This window comes from Mesorhizobium sp. B2-5-11 (genome assembly GCF_006440835.1).
GTDB lineage: Bacteria > Pseudomonadota > Alphaproteobacteria > Rhizobiales > Rhizobiaceae > Mesorhizobium.
Map to the genome: position 1 here is coordinate 144381 of NZ_VFUK01000009.1, position 22708 is coordinate 167088.

Annotated in this window: 22 protein-coding genes; 16 read left to right on the forward strand and 6 right to left on the reverse strand. The window is 61.3% G+C overall.

Features of this window, described 5'->3' with window-relative positions:
* Nucleotides 1–126: 126 nt before the first annotated feature.
* Complete coding sequence (locus tag FJ490_RS25220) at nucleotides 127–1269, forward strand: GSU2403 family nucleotidyltransferase fold protein (protein ID WP_140523249.1); 1143 nt, start codon at nucleotides 127–129, stop codon at nucleotides 1267–1269.
* 444 nt (nucleotides 1270–1713) lie between these two features.
* Here the strand turns inward: FJ490_RS25220 and FJ490_RS25225 are convergent, their stop codons facing one another.
* The 6 genes from FJ490_RS25225 to FJ490_RS25250 form a co-directional block, all read right to left on the reverse strand.
* On the reverse strand, nucleotides 1714–2628 hold the full coding sequence (locus tag FJ490_RS25225) for a polysaccharide deacetylase family protein (protein ID WP_140523252.1): 915 nt from the start codon (nucleotides 2626–2628) through the stop codon (nucleotides 1714–1716).
* A gap of 197 nt (nucleotides 2629–2825) precedes the next feature.
* A complete protein-coding gene (locus FJ490_RS25230) occupies nucleotides 2826–3584 on the reverse strand; it encodes an SDR family NAD(P)-dependent oxidoreductase (protein WP_140523255.1) in 759 nt (252 codons plus the stop codon).
* A gap of 52 nt (nucleotides 3585–3636) precedes the next feature.
* Nucleotides 3637–3942, reverse strand: coding sequence for a hypothetical protein (locus tag FJ490_RS25235; RefSeq protein ID WP_140527984.1), 306 nt, complete (start codon nucleotides 3940–3942; stop codon nucleotides 3637–3639).
* Nucleotides 3939–5108, reverse strand: coding sequence for a mandelate racemase/muconate lactonizing enzyme family protein (locus FJ490_RS25240; RefSeq protein WP_140523261.1), 1170 nt, complete (start codon nucleotides 5106–5108; stop codon nucleotides 3939–3941). Before FJ490_RS25240 ends, FJ490_RS25235 begins: the two co-directional genes overlap by 4 nt.
* Nucleotides 5109–5116: 8 nt before the next feature.
* Nucleotides 5117–6193 (reverse strand): tartrate dehydrogenase, encoded by a 1077-nt coding sequence (locus FJ490_RS25245; protein WP_140523264.1) that lies wholly within the window; start codon nucleotides 6191–6193, stop codon nucleotides 5117–5119.
* A gap of 79 nt (nucleotides 6194–6272) precedes the next feature.
* Nucleotides 6273–7250, reverse strand: coding sequence for an asparaginase (locus FJ490_RS25250; protein WP_140523267.1), 978 nt, complete (start codon nucleotides 7248–7250; stop codon nucleotides 6273–6275).
* A gap of 213 nt (nucleotides 7251–7463) precedes the next feature.
* Between FJ490_RS25250 and FJ490_RS25255 the strand changes: the two genes are divergently transcribed.
* The 15 genes from FJ490_RS25255 to FJ490_RS32820 all read left to right on the forward strand — a co-directional run bounded on the left by FJ490_RS25255 (nucleotide 7464) and on the right by FJ490_RS32820 (nucleotide 22639).
* Nucleotides 7464–9125 carry an ABC transporter substrate-binding protein gene (locus FJ490_RS25255; RefSeq protein ID WP_140560030.1) on the forward strand — a complete coding sequence of 554 codons (1662 nt, stop codon included), beginning with the start codon at nucleotides 7464–7466 and terminating at the stop codon, nucleotides 9123–9125.
* A gap of 63 nt (nucleotides 9126–9188) precedes the next feature.
* On the forward strand, nucleotides 9189–10112 hold the full coding sequence (locus FJ490_RS25260; RefSeq protein ID WP_140523273.1) for an ABC transporter permease: 924 nt from the start codon (nucleotides 9189–9191) through the stop codon (nucleotides 10110–10112).
* Nucleotides 10112–11122 carry an ABC transporter permease gene (locus FJ490_RS25265; RefSeq protein ID WP_210239472.1) on the forward strand — a complete coding sequence of 337 codons (1011 nt, stop codon included), beginning with the start codon at nucleotides 10112–10114 and terminating at the stop codon, nucleotides 11120–11122. Before FJ490_RS25260 ends, FJ490_RS25265 begins: the two co-directional genes overlap by 1 nt.
* Before the next feature lie 97 nt (nucleotides 11123–11219).
* Nucleotides 11220–12155 carry an ABC transporter ATP-binding protein gene (locus FJ490_RS25270; protein ID WP_181165428.1) on the forward strand — a complete coding sequence of 312 codons (936 nt, stop codon included), beginning with the start codon at nucleotides 11220–11222 and terminating at the stop codon, nucleotides 12153–12155.
* Nucleotides 12152–13207 carry an ABC transporter ATP-binding protein gene (locus FJ490_RS25275; RefSeq protein ID WP_140523278.1) on the forward strand — a complete coding sequence of 352 codons (1056 nt, stop codon included), beginning with the start codon at nucleotides 12152–12154 and terminating at the stop codon, nucleotides 13205–13207. Before FJ490_RS25270 ends, FJ490_RS25275 begins: the two co-directional genes overlap by 4 nt.
* 29 nt (nucleotides 13208–13236) lie before the next feature.
* A complete protein-coding gene (gene fabG / locus FJ490_RS25280) occupies nucleotides 13237–13986 on the forward strand; it encodes a 3-oxoacyl-ACP reductase FabG (RefSeq protein WP_140523280.1) in 750 nt (249 codons plus the stop codon).
* An 84-nt stretch (nucleotides 13987–14070) separates the two neighbouring features.
* Nucleotides 14071–14835: a FadR/GntR family transcriptional regulator gene (locus FJ490_RS25285; RefSeq protein WP_224656196.1), complete on the forward strand. Its 765-nt coding sequence runs from the start codon at nucleotides 14071–14073 to the stop codon at nucleotides 14833–14835.
* Nucleotides 14836–14876: 41 nt separating this feature from the next.
* Nucleotides 14877–15776 (forward strand): polysaccharide deacetylase, encoded by a 900-nt coding sequence (locus FJ490_RS25290; RefSeq protein ID WP_140523283.1) that lies wholly within the window; start codon nucleotides 14877–14879, stop codon nucleotides 15774–15776.
* A gap of 318 nt (nucleotides 15777–16094) precedes the next feature.
* Complete coding sequence (locus tag FJ490_RS25295; protein ID WP_140523285.1) at nucleotides 16095–17630, forward strand: sugar ABC transporter ATP-binding protein; 1536 nt, start codon at nucleotides 16095–16097, stop codon at nucleotides 17628–17630.
* A 2-nt stretch (nucleotides 17631–17632) separates the two neighbouring features.
* A complete protein-coding gene (locus FJ490_RS25300; RefSeq protein ID WP_140523288.1) occupies nucleotides 17633–18607 on the forward strand; it encodes an ABC transporter permease in 975 nt (324 codons plus the stop codon).
* Nucleotides 18607–19617 (forward strand): ABC transporter permease, encoded by a 1011-nt coding sequence (locus FJ490_RS25305; RefSeq protein ID WP_140523290.1) that lies wholly within the window; start codon nucleotides 18607–18609, stop codon nucleotides 19615–19617. The genes FJ490_RS25300 and FJ490_RS25305 overlap by 1 nt, the downstream gene beginning before the upstream one ends.
* A gap of 30 nt (nucleotides 19618–19647) precedes the next feature.
* A complete protein-coding gene (locus tag FJ490_RS25310; protein ID WP_140523293.1) occupies nucleotides 19648–20862 on the forward strand; it encodes a sugar ABC transporter substrate-binding protein in 1215 nt (404 codons plus the stop codon).
* Between the two features lie 183 nt (nucleotides 20863–21045).
* The gene (locus FJ490_RS25315; protein WP_140523295.1) at nucleotides 21046–21378 is read left to right on the forward strand and encodes a hypothetical protein; all 333 of its coding nucleotides are present in this window, start codon (nucleotides 21046–21048) and stop codon (nucleotides 21376–21378) included.
* Nucleotides 21371–22411 (forward strand): GTP-binding protein, encoded by a 1041-nt coding sequence (locus tag FJ490_RS25320; protein ID WP_140523298.1) that lies wholly within the window; start codon nucleotides 21371–21373, stop codon nucleotides 22409–22411. The genes FJ490_RS25315 and FJ490_RS25320 overlap by 8 nt, the downstream gene beginning before the upstream one ends.
* Nucleotides 22412–22465: 54 nt before the next feature.
* On the forward strand, nucleotides 22466–22639 hold the full coding sequence (locus FJ490_RS32820) for a hypothetical protein (RefSeq protein ID WP_181167739.1): 174 nt from the start codon (nucleotides 22466–22468) through the stop codon (nucleotides 22637–22639).
* The last annotated feature ends 69 nt before the right edge of the window (nucleotides 22640–22708 follow it).

The following is a 22708-nucleotide window of genomic DNA, read 5'->3' on the forward strand; positions in this document are numbered from 1 at the left end:
TGCGTGAACCCTGGATGATGCGGCGGCGTTATAAGATTTCTGCAACTGTCTTATAACCACCGCTTGCGTCGCTTGAGTTCATCCTGTTATAAGAGAAACTCATTTTTCTTATAACGGAGCCGGCGCATGAAGACGGTCGATCTCGTTTATCGCACGATGTATGCGGAACTCGTTCAGCGCTGCCTTGGTGCATCGTTCGAAACCGACTTCTCAACGGCGGGAAATTTCGTTCGGGTTCCGGTGAAGGGGCGGGATTATTGGTATTTTGAGGAGACCCAACCCAAGAAGACGCGGAAGTATGTCGGCCCGTCCGATGATCCCGAGATCGCGAAACGCGTTGCAGCCTTCCAAGAGATCAAGGAAGACCTCCGCGGGCGACGGAAACTCGTCTCCACGCTGACTCGCCAAGCAGGGCTGACTGCACCGGACCGGTTCACTGGCGATGTCGTTGGAGCAATGGGAGCAGCAGGAATCTTCCGCCTGAGAGGCGTGCTCGTCGGTACGGTTGCCTTCCAGACGTATGCGGGACATCTCGGCGTGAGATTGCCCGGTGCCTCATTGCAAACCGGCGATGCCGATTTCGCGCAGCACTACTCGATCTCCTCGTCAGTCGACGACAGCCGGCCGCCGATCTTGGAAATCTTGAGAGAGATTGACCCGACCTTCAGGGAGATCCCGCACAGATCGGATCCCGCACACGCGACGCAATTCGAGAATGCAACGAGATACAAGGTCGAATTCCTCACGCCGAACCGGGGATCCGATCACTACACCGACCATGCCACTCCGATGCCAGCACTGGGCAGAGCTTCGGCGCAGCCCTTGCGTTTCCTTGATTTCCTCATCCACGAGCCCATCCGGACCGTGATGCTGCATCGGTCAGGGGTGCCTGTAACCGTGCCGTCGCCGGAACGCTATGCAGTTCACAAGCTCATCGTCGCCTCTCGCAGGCAATCAGATGCAAACGGCGTCGCCAAGCGCGAAAAGGACGTCTATCAGGCCAGCCTCCTTATCGAGGCACTGGAGGCCACCCGTCGCCAGGACGACCTTGCAACAGCGCTCGCGGAAGCGTGGGGCAGGGGGCAGCACTGGCGCGAGGCGATGCTGAAGGGGCTGAGCCTGATGCCGCCGAAGAAACGACAGGAAGTTGAGGAGACAGTCAGAAAGGCCCTTGTCGAGATCGGCGAGGAGTTGGACGGCTTCAACTCGGCCGTGAAGTCGTCGCCAGAAAAAAGTGCGACCCGAAAGCCGCCCTGTCGCTTGGACTGAGGAATATCCTCGTTGATCAGGATCGCGTACGAGGGAATATACCGTAGCTGAGGTCTGTTCGCCGTGTTCGTCTAAAACAAGGCACTAAGGAACTATAAGCTGGATTGCCTCGGGCGATCGCTTGCCTACCTGGCCAATACGGTAAAGAACCCTGCCTGACCAGCCGGAAAAGTGCGTAGATCGCACCACGACCGCAGCGGCCGTATGGTGGTTTTGCGTCTTCACCACGCTGGCGAGTTGGAGCGCGACCTGACCCGTGAATGCGCCAGCTGGTCTTCCTACCGCCAGAGCACGCGGCCGCAAAGGCGGACGGAAATTCGCGCTCACCAAAGCGCGGATACGCCTCGCCCAAGCTGCCACGGGCCCGCCAGTTCCGCAATAGCATTCCGAACAGCCCGATCGACGAGAATGCTGCGCTTCGGTGGAGACGAGCGTTTGCTTTTTTCAACCCATAGCCGTGCCAGACAGCTCTACCGACCCTGCGGGGAGCCGCGCAAAAGTGTACCAATTATAGATCTGCTCGCCCGTCCAGAATGCCACGTCGCGATGAGAGGAGATATAATCCAGCAATTCCTCCAGATAGCCAATCCGATGCGGAACACCGCTAAGATAAGGATGGACGCTGATGGACATGATCCGGGGCGAGGTCGCGCTCTCCCGATACAGCCGGTCGAACTGGCGCTTGCCGCGCTCGAGCAGTTCCGCCGACGAGTGCTGCGCCACAGCCATTATTGCGACATCGTTAATCTCCACCGTATAGGGGAGTGTCACCAGCCGGCCGGCCGTCGTCTTCAGTTCGCAAGGCAGGTCGTCCATTACCCAATCGGCGACGTACCGAATTCCTTCTTCAGCGAGGATGTCGGCCGTGTCCGAGGTCTCCGTAAGCCCTGGGCTTTCCCATCCCACCGGCGGCTTACCGGAAATCTTGGACAGCGCGCCGATTGTGCGCCGAATTGCAACGCGCTGGTCTTCGAGGTTGTGCATCGGCCCTTGGAGCCAACCGTGACCCATCAGTTCCCATCCGGCGTCGTGCGCGGCATGCGCGATCCTGGGATAGACCTCGCACACTGATCCATTGATGGCCAACGTCGGAACAATTGTTCGGGATGTCAGGCTCTCGTGGATGCGCCAGAAGCCGACCCGCATGCCGTATTCGTGCCACGACCAATTCGGAATATCGGGTAGCATCGGCATGCCCATCGGCGGCGGCAAGACGGTGCGCGGCATCGGCCGCCTCGCGTCCCAATGTTCGACATTGACGATCAGCCACACCGGCATCCTGACGCCGTCAGGCAATTTCAGCGGCTGTCTATCGACGATGGCCTGGTAGTCTATTCGTTCGCGAGGGCTCAGCGGCATGCGACGGTCCTAAGGGCTTGGAACGCACTTGGATTGATCAGCTTCATAGGGTGACTCGCCGTCAACCCAGTCGCACCACCAGTGGGCCGATACGTATAGACCTCCACCACGCCGCCGCCAAGCGGATGCAACGTGGGGCGCCTTGGCTTGGCACAAAGGACGACCAGTTGCACAAGCAAGCAGACGCATGATGATGTTTAGCCTTGTTTGATCGTCAGCCCGCCGTCTACCAGCAAAGTCTGGCCCGTCACGTATCGCGCTGCGTCGGAAGCCAGAAACAGGATTACATCCGCCACCTCGTCGGGTTCGCCGATGCGACGCAATGGAATGGAAGGAGCCTGAGCCACCAGCCGCGCTTCACCCATCGAGTGCTCCTCGGAGAGGGATTGTGCCGTGCGGATGAAACCGGGCGCGACGCCGTTGACCCGGATCCCGTCGCCGCCCAACTCGGCGGCCAAGCCTCGCACCAAACCCAGAACGCCGGCTTTGGCGGCGGAATAATGGACATGCTCGGCCCAGCCATAGCTCATGCCTGAAATCGACGATACCGCCACGATGGCGCCTTTGCGACGCTCTCGCATGCGCGGCGTGGCAGCGCGTGCCATCCGGAACACGCCTTTTAGGTCAATGTCGACTGTGATGTCCCACTTGGCATCGCTCATCTGCGCCAGCGGCACCTTGTGGGCGATACCCGCATTGGCCACCACGACGTCCACGCCGCCATACTGCTTGTCGATTTCCCCCACGACGTCGTCGACCTGATCCGATCTGGTCACATCGAGTTTGCGGAAATAAGCATCCCCGCCGCCCGCCTTGATCTCTTCGGCCACCTGCTTGCCTTCGGTCTCGAGAATGTCGGTCACGCAGATTCTGTAGCCAACCCTGGCGAAAGCGAGGGCCGTGGCGCGGCCAATGCCGATGCCGGCGCCGCTGATGATTACGGTAGGCTTGGTCATGACGATCTCCCGGACACTGCGTGGTTCGATGCGATTGTGGACATGAGGCGCATCACTCGATGACGCCGATCTTGCCGTGTTCCAGCGAAAGAAACACCGCAAGGATGAGAATTAGGCCGGTGATGATCTTCTGCTTCTCGCACGAGATGCCGAGAATGATCAGGCCATTGCTCCGCATGGCCATTATGAGGGCCGATATCACACTGAGTTCGAAGGAGGTTGCGGTTGTCGGCGTCGCCGCACCCAATCTTGCGGCGACGACGCGCGAAGTCACCGAAGCAGTCTGCAACGCCATAGGCGGGTGCAACGTCCTGACAGGCTGAAAACTGTCGTTCGGCACGGCCGGCGTCTCGCTCACGGCTGGTGCAATTGTCGGAACAGCTTGAACAGTTCGGCTTTCTTCTCGAAGCCGACACCGGGAACATCGGGTAGCCCGACATAGCCATCTTCGACCGCGATGTCGTCGGCGAAGCCGCCAAAGGGCTGGAAAACGTCGGGATAGGATTCGTTGCCGCCCAGATGCAGCCCTGCGGCAATGTTGAGCGACATCTGGTGTCCACCATGCGGCACCACGCGTCGTGACGACCAGCCAAGCGCCTTCATCACCTCCAGCGTGCGCAGGTATTCCACCAGGCCATAGGAGAGGGCACAGTCGAACTGAAGATAGTCGCGGTCGGGCCGCATGCCGCCGTAGCGCAAGAGGTTGCGCGCATCCTGGTGCGAGAACAGGTTCTCGCCTGTCGCCATCGGCCCACCGTAGTGGTTCGCCAGTTCCGTCTGCAACGCATAGTCCAGCGGATCGCCGGCCTCCTCGTACCAGAACAGGCCGTATGGCTGCATCGCCTTGGCATAGGCGACGGCGGTCTTCAGGTCGAAGCGTCCGTTGGCATCGACAGCCAGATACTGGCCCCCACCGACCACCTCCAGCACGGCCTCGATGCGGCGCAGATCCTCATCCAGGGGCGCCGCGCCGATCTTCATCTTCACGACCTTGTAGCCGCGGTCGAGATAGCCCCGCATCTCCGCCTGAAGCTTCGAGTGATCCTTGCCGGGATAATAGTAGCCGCCTGCCGCGTAGACCCAAACTTTCTCGTCCGCCACGCCCGCCCGGTAACGGTCCGCCAGCAGGCGCCACAGCGGGACGCCGGCGACCTTGGCGACGGCATCCCAGACGGCCATGTCGATGGTGCCCACCGCCACGGACCGTTCGCCGTGGCCTCCGGGCTTCTCGTTGGTCATCAGCGTCTTCCAGATGGCGAACGGGTCAAGGTTGTCGTTCTCATGGTCGATCAGTGTTTCGGGATCGGCCTCGAGGACGCGCGCGAGGAAACGGTCGCGCATCAGCGCGCCCTGCCCGTAGCGGCCATTCGAGTTGAAGCCGTAGCCAACCACCGGCTTGCCATCACGCACCACGTCGGTGATCACGGCGACGGCCGAGCAAGTCATCTTCGAAAAGTCGATATAGGCGTTGGCGATGGGGGAGGCGATCGAGACGGTCTTTTCCCTGATGTCGACGATGCGCATGCTTGGTCCTATCCTTCGAGTGCCTCCGCCACCGCCTTGCCGCAGGTGACGGTATCGGCCTTGCCCCCGAGATCACCGGTGCGGGTGGCTTCGCTCTTCAGCGTGGCTTCGATGGCTTCCACGATCGCGCGGCCAGCCTCCTCGTGACCAAGATGGTCGAGCATCATGGCGGCCGTCCAGATCTGTCCGATCGGATTGGCGATGCCTTTCCCGGCGATGTCCGGAGCCGAGCCGTGTACCGGCTCGAATAGCGACGGAAAGCGGCGTTCCGGGTTGATGTTGGCCGACGGGGCGATGCCGATCGTGCCGGTGCAGGCGGGTCCGAGATCCGAGAGAATGTCGCCGAACAGGTTCGATGCCACCACAACGTCGAAACGGTTCGGATTGAGCACGAAATGGGCTGCCAGAATATCGATGTGGTACTTGTCCCAAGAGACATCCGGGTATTGGGCGGCCATCGCCTCGACGCGCTCGTCCCAATACGGCATGGTGATCGAGATGCCGTTGGATTTGGTGGCCGATGTGAGGTGCTTGCGCGGACGCTTCTGCGCCAGATCGAACGCATAACGCAGGATGCGATCGACGCCGACGCGCGACATCACGGTTTCCTGGATGACGATCTCGCGCTCCGTGCCCGGATACATCCGGCCGCCGATAGATGAATATTCGCCCTCGGTGTTCTCGCGCACGACGTAGAAATCAATATCGCCGGGCTTGCGGTTGGCGAGCGGCGAGGGCACGCCCGGCATCAACCGGACGGGGCGCAGGTTGACGTATTGGTCGAACTCGCGGCGAAACTGCAGCAGCGATCCCCAAAGCGAGATATGGTCGGGAACCATGGCCGGCCAGCCCACCGCGCCGAAGAAGATGGCATCATGGTTTCCGATCCGGGACTTCCAGTCCTCCGGCATCATGCGGCCATGCCTGGCATGGTAATCGCACGACGCAAAGTCGAAATGGTCGAGCTGTAGGTCGATGCCGAAGCGCCTTGCCGCCACTTCCAGTACACGAAGTCCCTCGGGGACGACCTCCTTGCCGATCCCGTCACCGGGAATGACCGCGATCCTGTGCTTCTTTGCTGACATCATGGTTCCTCGGCTGCAGGAATGGGACGGCGGCGATGGACGGCCGCCTTACGGAAATCAGGCGGTGGAAGAGCGGGCATCAGCCGCCGAAATATTCGATCTCCTGGCGCAGGCGTTCGCCCTCGATGCCCATGCCGAGCAGGACGGCCACGAGCACTCGTGCTTTCTGGCCGCTCAAGTCGCCGGCAAAGATCACGCCCCCGTCGGAGAGTGTCTTGCCGCCGCCATTGCCATAAATCGGCTTGACCCGGCCGCGCTGGCAACGACTGGTCATGATGACGGGAGTACCATTGGCGACAAGCGACGTCGCGGCGGCAGTGACGGCGGGCGTCGCGTTACCCCGCCCGAAACCCTCCAGAATGATGGCCTTGGCACCATCCTGGGCGGCGAAGCGGATGTAGCGGTCACCGATCCCCATGACCAGCTTGATAAGATCGACATCAGCGACAATGCCTTTTGCGTCGTAGGTGCGGCGCAGGACCGGCTTGCGGTGCAATACGATGCGGTCGCCGTCCACTTCCCCGAGCTTGCCGTGCTCGTAGGAGATGAAGGTATCGGTGCGTGAACTGTGCGACTTGCTCACGTCACGCGCAGCATGGAATTCCTGCTCGAAGCAGATCATCGCGCCCAGGCCCCGCGCAGTTTCGGACGCGGCTAGCCGGATGGCATCCGTGAGGTTGCGTGGGCCGTCGGGGTTCGCCTCATCGGCCGCGTGCTGTGCGCCGGTGAACACTATCGGCTTGTTAGTCGCGACAAGGAGATCAGCCAAAAAGGCGCTTTCCTCCATCGTATCGGTCCCGTGGGTCACCACGACCCCATCGAAGTCACCTTGAAGGTGGTGTGAAATCCGCTGGGCCAGTGCAAAGCCGAGCGGGAGGTCGATGGCATAGCTGCCGACGTTGCAGAACTCGTCGATGGCGATGTCAATGCCATCGAGCGGATCGTGCAGCATGGCGCGCAACTCCGATCCTGTGACGCTTGCGGTGACATGTCCGCTCTCGGCTTCCAGCTTGGATGCGATCGTCCCTCCTGTTGTCATCAGACAGATTTTTCGCATTTCGGTTCCTCGCTGCCGTACCCGACGTTGAATAATTTGGTCAGACCAAGAAATCAAGAAGCTATTTTTTTGTGCATGAAATGCACGAATTTTTCGCATTTTTTGTGATTGACGGTCAGGCCAATTTGTCCATTAATGTCAGTTACGCTCTTTGGTCTGTCCAAAAGCGGAAAGATAACGAAGCGTATTCGCGCAACCAATGGGGAACGAGAGATGGTTGATGATTTTACCAGAATTCGGTTGGCGCCCACGCGCCGTCAGTTCCTGAAAACGACTGCCGCCTTCGGCGGCGCCGCACTTGCTGCATCGACCGGCCGCTTGGGGGAAGCCTTCGCGCAGGACGCAAACAGTACGCTGGTGATCGCGGCGCCCGCGACGCCCCAGGGCCTCGACATCGAGTTCGACGTCAGCCTGGGCTCCATCGATTCCCTCGGTGCGCTCTACGAGTACATGCTTGGCTATGAGAAGATGGATGATCCCAATGCACCCGGCGTGCTGCGGGAGGATACCGGCGTCCATACCGACAAGCCGAACAACCTCGCCTTGCGCGGCCGGTTGGCGGAAAGCTGGGAAGTGGCCCCCGATGGCCGCAAGGCGACCTTCAAGCTACGCGAGGGTGTCGTCTCCAACTGGGGCAACAAGTTCACGTCCAAGGACGTAAAATGGACTTGGGACCGCAAGTTCAACCTCAAGGGGCAAGGCCTGTTCCAGACCGCGGTGCTCGGTCTCAAGACGCCTGACCAGATCAAGGTGGAAGGCGACTATGCGGTCTCCTTCAATCTCGAACAGCCAAATCCATTGCTTCTCAAGCAGCAGTGTAACCTCGCCAACCCGATCTACGACGCCACCAAATGCGCCGAAGCCGGTGGCTCCGACGACCCGTGGGCGGTCAATTTCCTCAAGAACGATAGTGCTGGCTTTGGCCCATATCGCCTTGCCCAGCTCGTGCGCGGTCAACAAGCCGTGTTCGAGGCGCGCGAAGACTACTGGGATGAAAAGCCCTTCATGAAGCGCGTCATCATGCGCGAAGTGCCGCAGTCGGCCAGTCGTTTCTCGCTGCTGCAGGGCGGCGCGGTCGACATCGCACAGTTCCTGCAGCCGCGCGAACTGGAGGCGCTGAAGAAGCAGCAGAACGTGGCGGTGGATGCCGTCAATTCGTCCTACATGATCTGGCTGGAGCTCAACTCCAAGATCGCTCCATTCGATAATGTCGACGTGCGCCGTGCCATCAACCTCGCTATCCCGCGCGACGAGATCATCCGCACCATCTACTACGGCTATGCCGACGAGCAGAAGGCGCCGATGCCCTATATCTACCCGATGGCGGATGAAAGCTTCTTCGCGTACGGCTATGATCTTGCCAAGGCCAAGGAGCTTCTTGACAAGGCAGGCGCCAAGAACCTGGCGACCACCTTGTCCTACAACGCCGGCGACCCGACGCAGGAGCCGATCGCATTGCTGATCCAGACCGCGCTAAAGCAGATCGGCGTGGAGCTGACGTTGGAGAAGCTGCCGGCCGGCGTGTTTTACGAGAACGTCACCAAGCGCGCCAAGCCGATGATCTTCTATCTGGATTCGCCGTGGACGCCGGATCCGGGCTACTCGACCTACCTCTACTTCAACTCCGAAAGCTACGTGAACTATTCCAATTATGACAACAAGAGCGTCGATCAGATGATCAAGGACGGTCTTGCCACGCTTGATGACAATGTGCGTAAGCAGAAATACTCGGAGGTGCAGAAGACGTTGATGGACGAAGCGCCCTGGGGCTTCATTGCTTATCCGAAATACACGCTGGCGCGTAAGGCGAACCTCAAGGGTTACACTTACTACACGTCCAATAATCTTCGGTTCCAGGATTTCAGCCGCGGCTGATGAGGTCTTGTCCCTGGAGGCTGCCGCCTCCGGGGACAAGTTAGTGTATCGGAAAGATCTTAGATGTCTTCGAAGCTTAGCCTTCTCCTGAGGCTGGCGGTCATCCGGCCGAGATTTGCGATCGGCTATCTGATCGTCATCGCGATCACCCTGCTGGCGATCTTCGCGCCGGCCATTGCACCCTATTCGCCGACCGAGGCGGATTCGGCCAGCTTCCTGCAGCCGCCGGATGCCACCCATCTCTTTGGCACCGACAATGTCGGCATGGATATTTTCAGTCGTTCCATCTACGCGCCCCGCATCGACCTGACGATCGCGATACTGGGCACGCTCCTGTCGGCGCTGATTGGCGGCTCGATCGGTGCTGTTGTTGGTTTCTACAGCAGCGGGCGCGGCATTCGCGTGTGGCTATCCTTCGCCGTCATGCGCGCGGCCGACGTGCTGCAGGCATTTCCCATTTTCGTCTTCGCCATCGCCCTGGTTGCCAGCCTCGGTCAGAGCATCCAGACGGTGGTTCTGGCCATAGCCTTCGTCAATGCGCCGATCTACTTGCGTCTCATGCGCTCGCAGGTGCTCAGCATCCGCTCCATGCGCTATGTCGAGGCTTCGCAGGTCAATGGCCTGTCGGACATGCAGACCATTCGGCGCCACATCATTCCCAATGCGATGGCGCCGGTGCTGGCGCAGCTATCGGTCAATGTCGGCTGGGGCATCCTGCTGACCTCGGCGCTGTCCTTCGTTGGTGCCGGCGTGCGCGCGCCGACACCTGAATGGGGCAGCATGATCGCCATGGGCTTTCAAAACGTGGTGACCGGCCAGTGGTGGCCGTCCATGTTCCCCGGCGCGATGCTCGCGATCACCGTATTCGGCTTCTCGTTGGTCGGCGCGTCCATCGAGGTCCTGGCCGATCCGTCCAAGCGCCGGCAGCTGCTGAGCGATGCACGCGAGCATCGCCGCCGGGTCGACCGGCCGGCGGAGGGCGCCTGATGCGCATCCTGGCCTATCTCGCCAAGCGCCTGATTTTCGTGATCCCGCAGTTGCTGGGCATTGTGCTCGTGAGCTTCCTGCTGGTGAAGAGCATTCCGGGTGACCCCGCTGTGCTGATGCTCGGGCCCACGGCGACGCCTTCGGCCATCGCCTCACTGCGCCAGCAGCTCGGGCTCGACCAGCCTCTCTACATGCAGTTCCTGATCTATGTGCGCAATCTCTTGCATGGCGACCTGGGAACCTCCTGGCAGACAACGCGGCCGGTGCTCGAGGATCTGCTTCAGCGCTTCCCGGCGACCCTCGAACTCGTCACGCTTTCGCTGCTCCTGGCTATCATCGTTGGGGTAACGCTGGGCGTCCATGCGGCGCGCAAGCCAAACGGCTGGATCGCGCGCCTGTCCGATCTCTATGGCTTGAGTGCCGGTGCGCTACCGGACTTCTGGTTCGCCCTCGTGCTGATCTTCATCTTCTATACCGTGCTCGGCTGGGCGCCTGCGCCTCTCGGCCGTATCGACATGATCGTCATACCGCCGGCGCCGGTCACCGGAGCCCTCACCATCGACGCGCTTCTCGCCGGCGACCTGCAGGCCTTCTGGTCTGCCTGCGCGCATCTGGTCCTGCCGGTGATGACGCTCGGGCTCCTGAATGCCGGTCCCATCCTCAAGATGACGCAGGCGACGATGGAGAAGATGCTGGACTCCGATTTCAGCCGCTTTGAAGTTTTGTGCGGGGTGCCGCAGAACCTTGTCGTGCGCCATGCGCTGCGCAATGCGTTGCCATCGATCGTCACCATTATCAGCGTGCTCTACGGCTTCCTGATCGGCGGTGCGGTGCTCGTCGAGATCGTGTTCTCGTGGGGAGGGGCGGGGCAATACGCGGTGCAAGGTGTGCTGAATTCGGACATCTATCCGGTTCTGGGCTTTGTGCTCTTCTCCGCCATCTTCTCCCTCATCGTCTACATCGCGGTCGACCTCATCTATTTCCTGCTCGACCCGCGGATCAGCAATTAATGTGAGAATGTCATTGGGCGCAGCAGAAATCATAAGCAAAACGCGCAACGCGTCCGGCGGCGACAAGCCGCCGTTGATCGACATCAGGAACTTGCGCGTGACGTTCCCGTCCGGAAGCGCCGAACCGAAGGCGGTGCTGAAGGGCATCGACCTTGCAGTACAGCCTGGCGAGATCGTTGGCCTGGTCGGTGAGAGTGGCGCGGGCAAGACGACGCTCGCCCGCTCCATCCTCGGGCTGCCGCCATCGCCGGGCCGCATCGCCGGCGGCGAAGTCCACTTCGAGGGCCGCCAGATCCTCAGCCTGTCCGAATCCGAACTCCGCCGTCTTCGCGGCCGCCGTCTCTCGGTCGTGGTGCCGAATCCCCGCGCTGAGCTCAATCCGCTGCTCAAGGTCGGCGACCAGATCGCCGCGATGGCGAGGATCCATCTCGGCGTCGGCGGCAAGGAGGCGCGGCGCATGGCGTTGAAGATCCTGCACGACGTGCAGATACCGGACCCGGAACGGCGCATGGATGCCTATCCTCACGAACTGTCCGGCGGCATGGCGCAGCGCGTCGTCATCGCCATGGCGCTGATCTGCAGCCCGGCCTTTATCATCTCGGATGACGCCACCAGCGGACTCGACGTCACGGTGCAGGCGCAGATCCTGGCCCTGCTGACCAAGCTTGCCTCGGAGCATGGCAGCGCCATGCTGTTCATCACCCGCGACGTCGGCATCACCGCGCATTTCTGCAATCGCATCGCTGTGCTGTTCTCGGGCGAAATCGTCGAAATCGCGCCGCGCGAGGCTCTCTTCCTCGCGCCCGCGCATCCCTACACATTGATGCTGCTTGCAGCCTTCTCCCATAGCCCCAGGCTGCGCGACAGCTGGAGCGTGCCGGACACTGGCCGGCGGCGCGAACCGCCCACCGGCTGCCAGTATGCCAACCGCTGTCCCATCTCTCAGCCGGTTTGCCGCGCACAGCGGCCACCTTTCGCCGAGATCGGTCCGGGCCACTTCGTCCGCTGCCATTTCCCCGTGAGGCACGCATGAACGCCGTCCTGACCATCGACAACCTCTACAAGCGCTTCCCCATTGCCGGCTCCAAGCAGGTGGTACAGGCGATCAACGGCGTCAGCCTGACCATCGAGCCGGGTGAGACACTGGGGCTCGTGGGCGAGAGTGGCTCAGGCAAGACCACGGTCGGCCGCTGCATCGTCGGCCTGATCGAGCCGACCGCCGGAAACATTCGCTTCCGCGGCACCGACCTGGCGCAGCGCCATCAACACAAGAGCAAGCTGGCTGGCAAGATTCAGCTTGTATTCCAGGAACCGAACGAGTCGCTCGACCCGCGCATGAAGATCGGCGACACGATCTGCGAGCCGCTCCTGCCGCTAAAGCTCGACCGCGAAACGAGGCGCCGCCGCACGGCCGACGCCTTGCGCCTGGTGCGGCTGGATACCGACTTGCTCGACGCCTATCCTTCCGAGCTGCCTTCCGGGCAACAGCAGCGTGTCGGCATAGCGCGCGCCATGGTCACGGAGCCCGAACTCGTCGTCCTCGACGAACCGACCTCGGCGCTCGACCCGACCGCCCGCGCCGAGATCATCGATTTGCTGCGGCGCATCCAGAGCGAACGCAACACCGCCTATCTGTTCATCTCCCACGACCTCTCCACGGTGCGCTTCATCAGCCACCGCGTCGCGGTGATGTATCTCGGCATGATCGTTGAGCAGGGCAGCGCCGAAACGGTCTTCAATCGCCCGCAACATCCCTATTCCAGTGGTTTGCTGTCGTCGGTCATGCTGCCGCATCCGCATCTCAAGATCGAAAGCAGCGTCAGCCTCAAAGGCGAGATCCCGAGCCCGATCAATCTGCCCCAGGGCTGCTTCCTGGCATCGCGCTGCCCGTTCGTCATCGATCGCTGCCGCCGTGAGATGCCGCCGGCTGAGACGGTCGGCGAACGGCACACGGTCCATTGCTTTCGCCACAAGGACGTCGCCGCTTCGGTGCCGGCCTCCGACACCTTCAACGTGTTCATGAAGGAAGCCGAACGCATCCTCGGCCGGCCGGCGCCCGGTGGTCTCGCGTCTTCGCTACGATAGTCAATCAACCAGGAAATGGGAAACCAAGCATGTCAGGACGTCTCGCTGGAAAGAAAGCACTGGTCACGGGAGGCGCACGCGGCATCGGTGGCGCGATTGCCACGGCCTTCGCGCGCGAGGGCGCCGACGTGGCCGTTCTCGACCTGAAACTCGAGGCCGCCGAGGCGCGCATCTCCGCCCTTGCTGATTTCGGTGCAAGGACCTTCGCCGTCGCGGCCGACGTCAGCGACGAGGCGCAGGTCGAGGCAGCCGTCAAGAAGGTGGAGGCGGCGCTCGGCCATATCGACATACTGGTCAACAATGCCGGCATCGACACGACGTCCGTCGTCGCCGAAATGAGCACCGGCATGTGGGACCAGATGATGGCCGTCAACCTGCGCAGCGTCTTTCTTTGCACGCGCGCGGTGCTGAAGCCGATGATTTCCCGCAAGTTCGGCCGCATCATCAATATCGCCTCGCAGCTCGGTCACAAGGGCGCGCCGGAAATGGCGCACTATGCGGCCGCCAAGGCCGGTGTCATCGGCTTCACCCGCTCGCTCGCCTATGAGGTGGCGCGCGACGGCATCACCGTGAATGCCATCTGTCCCGGCCCGATCGAAACGGAGCTATTCAAGGCGCTGCCGGAGGAATGGAAGAAGCGCAAGCTCGGCGAACTGCCGATCGGCCGCGCCGGCCATGTCGACGAAATCGCTCCCACCGCCGTGCTGCTGGCGTCGGAGGAGGGCGCTTACTACATCGGCGCGACCATGAATCCGAACGGCGGCGATGTCATGCTCTGATCAACCGCGGGCTGAATGGTTCCATCCAAATGTATCTTGTTCTAGCTATGTGGCGACAATTCCTGCTGACGCTGGGGCCTAGCCATGATGAAACGCAATCTTAGTGATGATGGAAAGACGGCGGCCTTACAGCCGCCCGACCTGCGGCGCGAGCGCCGGGAAGCCAGCGGCGGTGTGGCCCAGGCAACGGTGGCCGCCTTGCAGTCGATGATCCGCGACGGCAGGTTGCGACCAGGCGATACATTGCCGCCGCAGCGCGACCTGGCCCGCGACCTCAATGTGAGCCGCGCCACGCTGCGCGAGGCTCTGTCGATCCTCGCCACCATCGGCGAGATCGTTGCGCGCGAGGGAGGGCGGGGCTTCGTTTGTGCCGACCCTTCCGGCGCACCGGCAACTCCGTCCTGGCGCTTCGCGGCGCGTTATTCGCTGAGCGAGGTCTATCAGTTCCGCTACATCGTCGAATCCTACGCCGCCGAGCTCGCGGCGCTGACCCATACCGATCAGGAGATCGCCGACCTGAAGGAATGCACGATCGCCTTTCGCAACGCGGCGCGCGAAAAGGACCTCAATTCCTACGCGCAGACGGACTTCGATTTCCACAACCTCATCATGCGCATCTCGCGCAACAAGCTGCTGGTGGACATGCACCAGACATTCGCGAGCGTGCTGCTGGAGAGCCAGCGCCTGCCCACCGAGCGGCGGGGCAATCTGCTGTTCGCGGTGCAGGAGCATGATCGCATCCTGGAGGCGATTGCCATGGGCGATCCCGATGGCGCCAACTACTACATGCGCAAACATATCAGCATGGCGGGAAGCCGGGCCGGTCTTCCACCCTCGCAACTACCCTAGACGCCCTTCGGCCGGGGACATGAACAACGAAAGGAAGAGAGATGCCGAAAGAAATGTTTGTATCCTACGGAGTGGACGTTGACGCTGTCGCCGGCTGGTTGGGTTCCTACGGCGGTGAGGACAGCCCTTGCGACATCTCTCGCGGCGCCTTCGCAGGCAAGGTCGGCAGCCTCCGGCTGCTTCGGATGTTCGAAAAGTGGGGGATCAAGACGACATGGTTCATCCCCGGTCATTCCATCGAGAGCTTTTGGGACGAAATGAAGGAAGTGGCGGACGCTGGCCACGAGATCGGCATGCATGGCTACAGCCACGAGAACCCGATCGCCATGTCGCCCGAGCAGGAAGAGGCCATCTTCAACAAGTGCGTCGACCTGATCACCAAGCTTTGCGGCAAGGCGCCTCGCGGCTATGTCGCTCCCTGGTGGGAGTTCGGCTCGAAAACAAATGAGCTTTTGAAGCAGAAGGGGCTGCTCTACGACCACTCGCTGATGCATAACGACCATCACCCCTACTATGTGACGGTCGGCGACCAGTGGACGAAGATCGATTATTCCAAGCATCCATCCAGCTGGATGAAGCCGTATTCGCAAGGCGAGGAGACCGATCTCATCGAGATACCGGCATCCTGGTATCTCGATGACCTGCCGCCGATGATGTTCATCAAGGCCTCGCCCAACAGTCACGGCTTCGTCAACCCGCGCGATATCGAGCAGATGTGGCGCGACCAGTTCGACTGGGTCTACGAGAACTACGACTATGCCGTGTTCCCGCTGACGATCCATCCCGACGTGTCGGGCAAGCCGCATGTGCTGAAGATGCACGAACGGCTCCATGACTATATGAAGGGCTTCGAGGGCGTGAAGTTCGTCAAGATGGAAGAGATCGCGGCCGATTTCGGCAAGCGCTTCCCGCGCAGCGGCAAGGCACGTCCCAAATCCTGAGCGGCTTCGGCGTACTATGCCGGGATCGCCGCGCGGTCTCCGGCCCGGTTCGCTTGAGTGGTCAGACCCGATCGATCGGATTGATTATACTTTCTGTGTCATCTCGCCGATGGCAGCTCCCGTCAATTCTGCTGGAAACAGCAGAATTGATGGTGGATTTGGTGCCCTTCGCATTGCTTTTCGACCACCCATTTCCGGTCAGACCAAATGTGCTGAAAATTCAAGCTTTCTTGCAAGTTTTCTTAATTGTCATGGCGGGTAAGGCGTGCTAGCTCCAATCTTGGTCTGACCAAATAGGGAAGACTGGGAAGAGGTGGAATGAAGGATAGAACGCACAACGTCCTTGATTTCCGATCCGTGTCCAAGCGCTACGGTGCCACGATTGCGCTTGAGGATATTTCGTTTGAAATGCGCTCCGGCGAAGTGTGCGGTCTGCTCGGCGAAAATGGCGCCGGCAAGTCGACACTCGTGAAGATACTGAGTGGCGTCGTCACACCTGATACCGGCTCCATCGAATTGCGCGGCGCTCCTTTCAAGCCGCAGGGCATTGTGGACGCCCGCTTGGCCGGCATAGCAACCGCCTTCCAGGAACTCAGCCTGATTCCGACATTGTCAGTGGCCGCGAACCTGTTCCTGCCGCGCCCGGCACTCAACCGCCTTGGTCTGGTGTCGGCGCGCAACATCGAGCGTGAGGCGGCTGAGATTCTTCAAGCCCATGACGTGGCGGATATCGCGCCCCGGCGGCTGGTCGAGGATCTGCCGCTCGGCATGCGCCAGAAGGTCGAGATCGTGCGTGCGCTGCGGCACCGCCCGGCCGTGCTGGTGCTCGACGAAGCGACCGCCGCGCTCTCCGACCGTGAATGGCTTTTCAAGCTGGTCGATGCCGCTGTTCGTGGCGGCACGTCAGTGCTCTACATAAGCCACAAGCTCGACGAGATCCGCCGCTTGTGCCAGCGCTGCGTTATCCTGCGTAACGGCCGCAAGGTGCTGGAAAGCGATGTTGAATCCATGAGCGACGAAGCGATATTCAGCAGTATGGCCGGTCGCTCCGTGGTTGAATCCGCGGAGAAGGCGCCGTCGGCGGTTCGCGTCGGCGCCACGCCGGCGCTGGAGGTCGGTCACCTGATCGGCCCTGGCGTCAATGATATCAGCTTCTCGCTGGCTCCCGGCGAGATTCTTGGTGTGGCGGGTCTGGAGGGTCACGGGCAGTCCAGTCTCTTCAAGTCGCTGGTGGGCTTGTCGACGCTGCGAGAGGGCACGATCTCGATCGCAGGCAAGGCGACTTCGGTCGGCTCGCCTCGCGCGGCGCGTAGGCTCGGCATGGTGCTGGTGCCGGAGGAACGAAAGTCCGAAGGACTGTTTCACGATCTCACCACGCAGGCGAATATCTCGCTGCCGGTGATAGACAAGGTGAGCCCATTCAAGCTCGTAAACAGATCTTCCGAGCTGCGGCTGGTGGAGCAGGTAACCCCGGCAGTGAACCTTTCGAAGCAGCTCCTGCCCCTCAACGTCGGCGCGCTTTCGGGCGGCAACCAGCAGAAGGCGGTGCTGGCGCGGGCGCTGATAACGGGCGCGCGGTGCCTGCTGTTGTTCGATCCCACGCGCGGTGTCGATGTCGGCGCCAAGCGCAACATATACGCCATGATGCGCGCGTTCGTGCGCGATGGCGGCTCGATCCTGTTCTATTCGACTGAACTGGACGAACTCGTTCAGCTCTGTGATCGCTGCCTCGTTCTCTACCGCAATTCGATTGCCGGCGAGCTGGGCCGCGACCATCTCTCACAGGACCGTATGCTGTCGCTGGCATCCGGTTATCGCGACGGGTCGCGGCGGCCTGCCGCCCAAGGGGCGTAACGATGGCATCCGATACGCCTCGCGGCCGCTTGACAATTCTAGGCAACGGAGCGGTCGCCGCCATCGGCCTGCTTATCGTCATGTTCGCCGTCTATGCCGCCCACGAGCCTTCGGCACTCTCGCTGTTCGGCATCGGTAACCTCCTCAACAACGCCATCGTACTCGCCCTCGCCGCAACGGGACTGACGCTCGTCGTGGTATGCGGCGAGCTGGACCTTTCGGGCCCCGGTGTGATCGCCATCGCGAATGTGGTGGTGGCGACGGTGAGTGGCGGCGATGCGGGCGCCCTTGGCAGCTTCGGCCTGGTTCTGTTGGTCGGCCTCGTGGTCGGTGGTCTCAACGGCATACTGGTCGCCTATTTTGGACTGCAGTCGCTCGCCGTGACGCTCGGTTCTCTGATCGCATGCCAAGGCATCGCGCTCCTCATCCTTCCGGCACCTGGCGGCGAGGTGGTGGAATCCATCGCTTATGGCATCACCGGCGACATTCTACGCATTCCCGTGCCGGCGATCCTGTTGGTGCTGGTGCTCGTCTTCTGGTTTCTGCTCAAGCATTCGCGCATGGGCATAGCAATGTACGCGGTCGGCACGGATCAGACGGCCGCGCGGCTCTCGGGGCTCAATATCCGCGCCACCAGGCTATTCGCTTTCGTGGCCGCCGGCCTGTTCTATGCCATGGCCGGCTTCGTTTTCAGCGCCGAGATCGGTTCGGGCGATCCACGCATCAGCGATTCCTTCTTGCTGTTCATGTTCGCGGCGGTCGCGATCGGCGGCACGTCCCTGTTCGGCGGTCGCGGCGGGGTGGTCGGCACGCTGGCCGGTGCAGGTATTTTGACGGTGTTGCAAAAGATGCTGTTCGCGCTCGGCGTGGCTGACTTTTACACCAACATCTTCAACGGACTTATCATGATCTTGGCAATCCTTTTCGGCCAAGCCTCCGTCTATTTGGCGCGCCGTTCCGCGAGAAGGGAAGCCTGATGACCGACAAGGACATTACGACCCCGGCACAGACGTCCGAGCACGGCGCGCAGAGCGCGCGCCGCGCACTTGTCTCATCGGACCTTGTGCCGCCGATCACCGTGTTCGCCGCCACGGCGCTGCTGGTCATCGGCACGAAGATCGCCAGTCCCAATTTCGGTTCGTTCGACCAGCTCACCGCCATACTGGTTACCGCCATCTTCCTGGTGGTCGCTTCGTTCGGGCAGGGGCTGGTGATCCTTCTGGGCGGCATCGACTTGTCACTGGGCGTGGTCATCGGTGTCGGCGGCATGATGATCGCGGAACTTACGCGCGGCAGCAACGACGCGCTGCTGTACGCCATTCCGCTTACCCTCTTGTGCTGTCTTGGCATCGGTCTCATCAACGGCATCGGTGTGGCGATTGCCAAGATCCCGCCCTTCATCGTGACGCTGGCGTCCGGCATCACATTCTTCGGGGTGGCGCTGGGTTTCACCGCGGGCAATTCGCAACAATCGGTCGCTCCTGCGATCCAGCAGTTCATGAGCTCCCGCTGGCTGGGGGTACCCTACCCCGTCTATTTCATAATCGTCTTTGCGGTGTTCGCCTGGCTGTTCCAGAACAAGAGCGCGGAAGGCCGCAAGCTCTACGCCATTGGCAGCAGCCCTGGCGCGGCCAACGTGCTGGGCCTGCCGATCGCCGCGCTCACCATCGCAGTCTATGCCATCAGCGGCCTTTGTGCCGGAATGACCGGCATCCTCTTGGCCGGCTATTCCTCGAGCGCGACGCTTGACATGGGCGATGCGCTGCTGATGCCCTCCATCGCCGCCGTCGTCATCGGCGGCGCACGGGTCACCGGTGGCTCCGGCATCTATCTCGGAACTCTTGCCGGCGCGCTCTTCCTCAGCACGTTGTCCACCGTCATCACCACGCTCAGCCTCTCGCAGGGATTCCGCGACCTGGTGCAGGGCGGGATCATCATCATCGCTTTGCTGCTCCAGCGTGGGCGGCTCAATCTGCGAAGCCGTTAGTCGGCGGTCGCTTCAAATGGGAGAAAGAACATGAAGAACGCTTCGCGTAGACTGACTTACGGCCGGGCGGCCATCGCCGCCACGTTGCTTGGTCTGGGGACATCCAGCGCGAATGCCCAGGATACCTACAAGGTGTTCCTGAACATGAGCTACAGCGGCAACACCTGGCAGGCGAGCGCCGCCAACGGCATCAAGGCACTGGCTTCGACCCCGCCTTACGACAACCAGGTAGAGTTCAAGACCATTATCTCCGGCACCGACGTGCAGAAGCAGATATCTGACCTCCAGAGCATGATCGCGGCAGGCGCCAACGCCATTCTTCTGTATCCGCTCTCGCCGACTGCGCTCAACCGCACCATCAAGCAAGCCTGCGATCAAGGCGTCGTGGTGTTCACATACGACAGTACGGTTACGGAGTCCTGCGCGCACAACGTCTCCAACATCACCGCCCGTTACGGCGCCAATACGGCGCAGTGGATGGTGAACCAGATGGGCGGCAAGGGAGAGCTGATCTTCAACCACGGCGTCGCCGGCACGACCGTGACCAAGACCTATGACGAACAGGCCTATGGCGTGTTCAAGAAATATCCCGACATCAAGATCGTCGGCGATTTCTATGGCAACTGGAACGACGCGACCTCGCAGGAGGAGGTTGCCAAGATCCTAGCCGCGCACCCCAACGTCGACGGTATCTGGACGGTTGACGGCACCTTTGGCTCTTTGCAAGCCGTCATCAACAGTCGTCCCGACAAGCTGGTCGTGATTGCCGGCCAGTCCAACAACGGCTATCGTCTCGCGATGGCGGATCCGGCAATGCAGGCCAAGGGCCTGAAAGGCGTCTCCTCGAGCGCGGGTCCGGCCGTTGGCGGCTACGCCTTCAAGCTCATGATGGAAGTCGTGACCGGCAAGAAGAAGCTAACCGCTAACAACATCGAATATCCGCTGCCATGGGTTGAGCCGCAGGATGTGAAGCTCTGCCAGGGTGAGACCTTCGTTGACGGCTGCAACACTTTCCCTGCCGACAAGGTGCCACCGCTCTTCATCGACACCTCGCTGAACGGCGATCTGCTGCCCGAACTCAGCTTGAAGTCGGTGCAAGATGGTACGCCCACGCCGGGCGCAACCATCAAGGATCTGCCCGACGTGACCTACGCCGACAATTTGCCCGGCATCAACTGCGGAAAATGTGAGCCGACCAAGGGCTGGCTGGAGCCAAACAAGGTTAAGCCGATCCCGGCCCCTTGAGTTCCTCGACAGAAGAACGCGGCCTCGGCATTTCCGAGACCGCGTTCTTCTTCTGGTCGAAGCCTGCGGTAGACCAGGCAGGGGGGACTTGGCATCGCCAGGCAGGGCAACCACCTACAGAGGAACTGTAAGGCCCTGTCGGGGTCAAACGGTCTCCGAAGACGGTCATCCAAGGAGCAGATCATGTGCTCGCTATGCGGCGTTCTAGGCAGCAACGAACATTGGACCGATGCCGTGGCCCGGCCCGGCGTTTACACGCGCAACGTCGAAAACGTTGACCGGCGCCGTGAGCGCGCCAATCGCGTCAGGATAGCTAATCTCATCCTGGCCTCCTTCGGCATGCGGCTGGCGGACTGGCAGGGGACGGCCTTTGTCATTTCAACGCGAACGGGCAAGACCGAGATCATCAACGATCTCGGACACCTATGGCAGGCTGCGGAGCGTCTTTCGGGCAGGACTTGCGATCCGTTGGAGGCCGATGTCATCGCAAGCTTCGAAGCCGGTCGCGATGGCTGAACTACCGCCTTTCACCCCGGTCCACCTGCTGACAGGTTTTCTCGGCTCGGGCAAAACGACGCTTCTGAAACGGTTGCTTGATGACCCTGATCTATCGGACGCGGCCGTGCTCATCAATGAATTCGGCCAGGTTGGGCTCGACCACCACTTGGTGGAACGAATTGACGAAACCATGGTACTGCTTCAGTCCGGCTGCGTGTGCTGCACCGTGCGCGGTGAACTGGCCGACGCGATCCGCGATCTATATTCGAAGCGGGAGCGAGGCCAGATATCCCCGTTCCGGCAGGTAGTGGTCGAAAGTACGGGGCTGGCTGACCCATTTCCGATTCTTTCGACGCTAAAATCCGATCCGATGCTGAAGCACCATTTCATCGTGGGAAATGTGGTGACCACCGTCGACGTCATGAACGGGATTGCCAACCTCGACCGATATATCGAATCCAATCGTCAGGTGGCCATTGCCGACAGGCTGGTCATGACCAAGACCGATCTCGCTGACGACGCCAAAATCGGGCGACTTGCAGATCGGCTGGAGCGCATCAATCCGGATGCCCCGATACTGAATGTCCGCTCCGGGTTCTGCGCACGAGATCTGTTCGAGCAGGAGACTGTAGCCCGTGCAAGCCAGCTGCAATCGCAGTCAGGCTTCTTCTGCGAGGAGGCTGCCGTGTTGGCGACTGCCGACGGACAGGCGCATCAAGCGGCGATCGCATCCTGCGTCCTGGTCTGGGACGAGCAAGTCGATTGGACCGCGTTCGGCTTATGGCTCACCATGCTGCTCAACAGACATGGAGAGCGTGTCCTTCGGGTGAAGGGCATCCTGAACATCGCAGGTGAAGACCGCCCGGTCGCGGTCCACGGTGTGCAGCATCTCGTTCATCCTCCTGTACATATGGAGGCGTGGCCGAGCCAAGACCGCACATCGCGGCTGGTCATCATTGCCGACGGCCTCGATTTAGAACGGGTGCAGCGCTCATTCGCTGCATTCGCATTGGCCAGCCAGCCCAAAGTCATGGTGATCGGCGGCGCGTAGCCGAGCGCCAATGTACCCCACACGGACCAACCGACCGCGGCGATGGTCATTGGCATGCCGATCATGATGATCATCGTGGCGATGCTGGTGCTGCTGATGATCATGCGTCATCGGCGACCGAAGCGCGGCGGCGATGATCAGCATCACGCTGCCTTCGTCCCAAGCGAAAGCCGCTCCCCGCTCAGAAGACACAAACCGCCAAGCGCGGCGCGGCCGACGCGATGTTGAGCGCCTCTCATACACGCTGCGGCTCGGTGCGGCATCCCAGAACCACGATCACGCCCAACTGCGTCGGCA

What these genes read in the sequence shown, in the direction of transcription:
- FJ490_RS25320 (WP_140523298.1), top strand. Translation starts at nt 21,371, where the DNA reads ATGGCTGAACTACCGCCTTTCACCCCGGTCCACCTGCTGACAGGTTTT.
- FJ490_RS25240 (WP_140523261.1), bottom strand. Translation starts at nt 5,108, where the DNA reads ATGCGCATCGTCGACATCAGGGAAAAGACCGTCTCGATCGCCTCCCCC.
- FJ490_RS25255 (WP_140560030.1), top strand. Translation starts at nt 7,464, where the DNA reads ATGGTTGATGATTTTACCAGAATTCGGTTGGCGCCCACGCGCCGTCAG.
- FJ490_RS25310 (WP_140523293.1), top strand. Translation starts at nt 19,648, where the DNA reads ATGAAGAACGCTTCGCGTAGACTGACTTACGGCCGGGCGGCCATCGCC.
- FJ490_RS25250 (WP_140523267.1), bottom strand. Translation starts at nt 7,250, where the DNA reads ATGCGAAAAATCTGTCTGATGACAACAGGAGGGACGATCGCATCCAAG.
- FJ490_RS32820 (WP_181167739.1), top strand. Translation starts at nt 22,466, where the DNA reads ATGCCGATCATGATGATCATCGTGGCGATGCTGGTGCTGCTGATGATC.
- FJ490_RS25295 (WP_140523285.1), top strand. Translation starts at nt 16,095, where the DNA reads ATGAAGGATAGAACGCACAACGTCCTTGATTTCCGATCCGTGTCCAAG.
- FJ490_RS25285 (WP_224656196.1), top strand. Translation starts at nt 14,071, where the DNA reads ATGATGAAACGCAATCTTAGTGATGATGGAAAGACGGCGGCCTTACAG.
- FJ490_RS25300 (WP_140523288.1), top strand. Translation starts at nt 17,633, where the DNA reads ATGGCATCCGATACGCCTCGCGGCCGCTTGACAATTCTAGGCAACGGA.
- FJ490_RS25225 (WP_140523252.1), bottom strand. Translation starts at nt 2,628, where the DNA reads ATGCCGCTGAGCCCTCGCGAACGAATAGACTACCAGGCCATCGTCGAT.
- FJ490_RS25245 (WP_140523264.1), bottom strand. Translation starts at nt 6,193, where the DNA reads ATGTCAGCAAAGAAGCACAGGATCGCGGTCATTCCCGGTGACGGGATC.
- FJ490_RS25275 (WP_140523278.1), top strand. Translation starts at nt 12,152, where the DNA reads ATGAACGCCGTCCTGACCATCGACAACCTCTACAAGCGCTTCCCCATT.
- FJ490_RS25305 (WP_140523290.1), top strand. Translation starts at nt 18,607, where the DNA reads ATGACCGACAAGGACATTACGACCCCGGCACAGACGTCCGAGCACGGC.
- FJ490_RS25290 (WP_140523283.1), top strand. Translation starts at nt 14,877, where the DNA reads ATGCCGAAAGAAATGTTTGTATCCTACGGAGTGGACGTTGACGCTGTC.
- FJ490_RS25265 (WP_210239472.1), top strand. Translation starts at nt 10,112, where the DNA reads ATGCGCATCCTGGCCTATCTCGCCAAGCGCCTGATTTTCGTGATCCCG.
- FJ490_RS25260 (WP_140523273.1), top strand. Translation starts at nt 9,189, where the DNA reads ATGTCTTCGAAGCTTAGCCTTCTCCTGAGGCTGGCGGTCATCCGGCCG.
- fabG (WP_140523280.1), top strand. Translation starts at nt 13,237, where the DNA reads ATGTCAGGACGTCTCGCTGGAAAGAAAGCACTGGTCACGGGAGGCGCA.
- FJ490_RS25315 (WP_140523295.1), top strand. Translation starts at nt 21,046, where the DNA reads ATGTGCTCGCTATGCGGCGTTCTAGGCAGCAACGAACATTGGACCGAT.
- FJ490_RS25230 (WP_140523255.1), bottom strand. Translation starts at nt 3,584, where the DNA reads ATGACCAAGCCTACCGTAATCATCAGCGGCGCCGGCATCGGCATTGGC.
- FJ490_RS25220 (WP_140523249.1), top strand. Translation starts at nt 127, where the DNA reads ATGAAGACGGTCGATCTCGTTTATCGCACGATGTATGCGGAACTCGTT.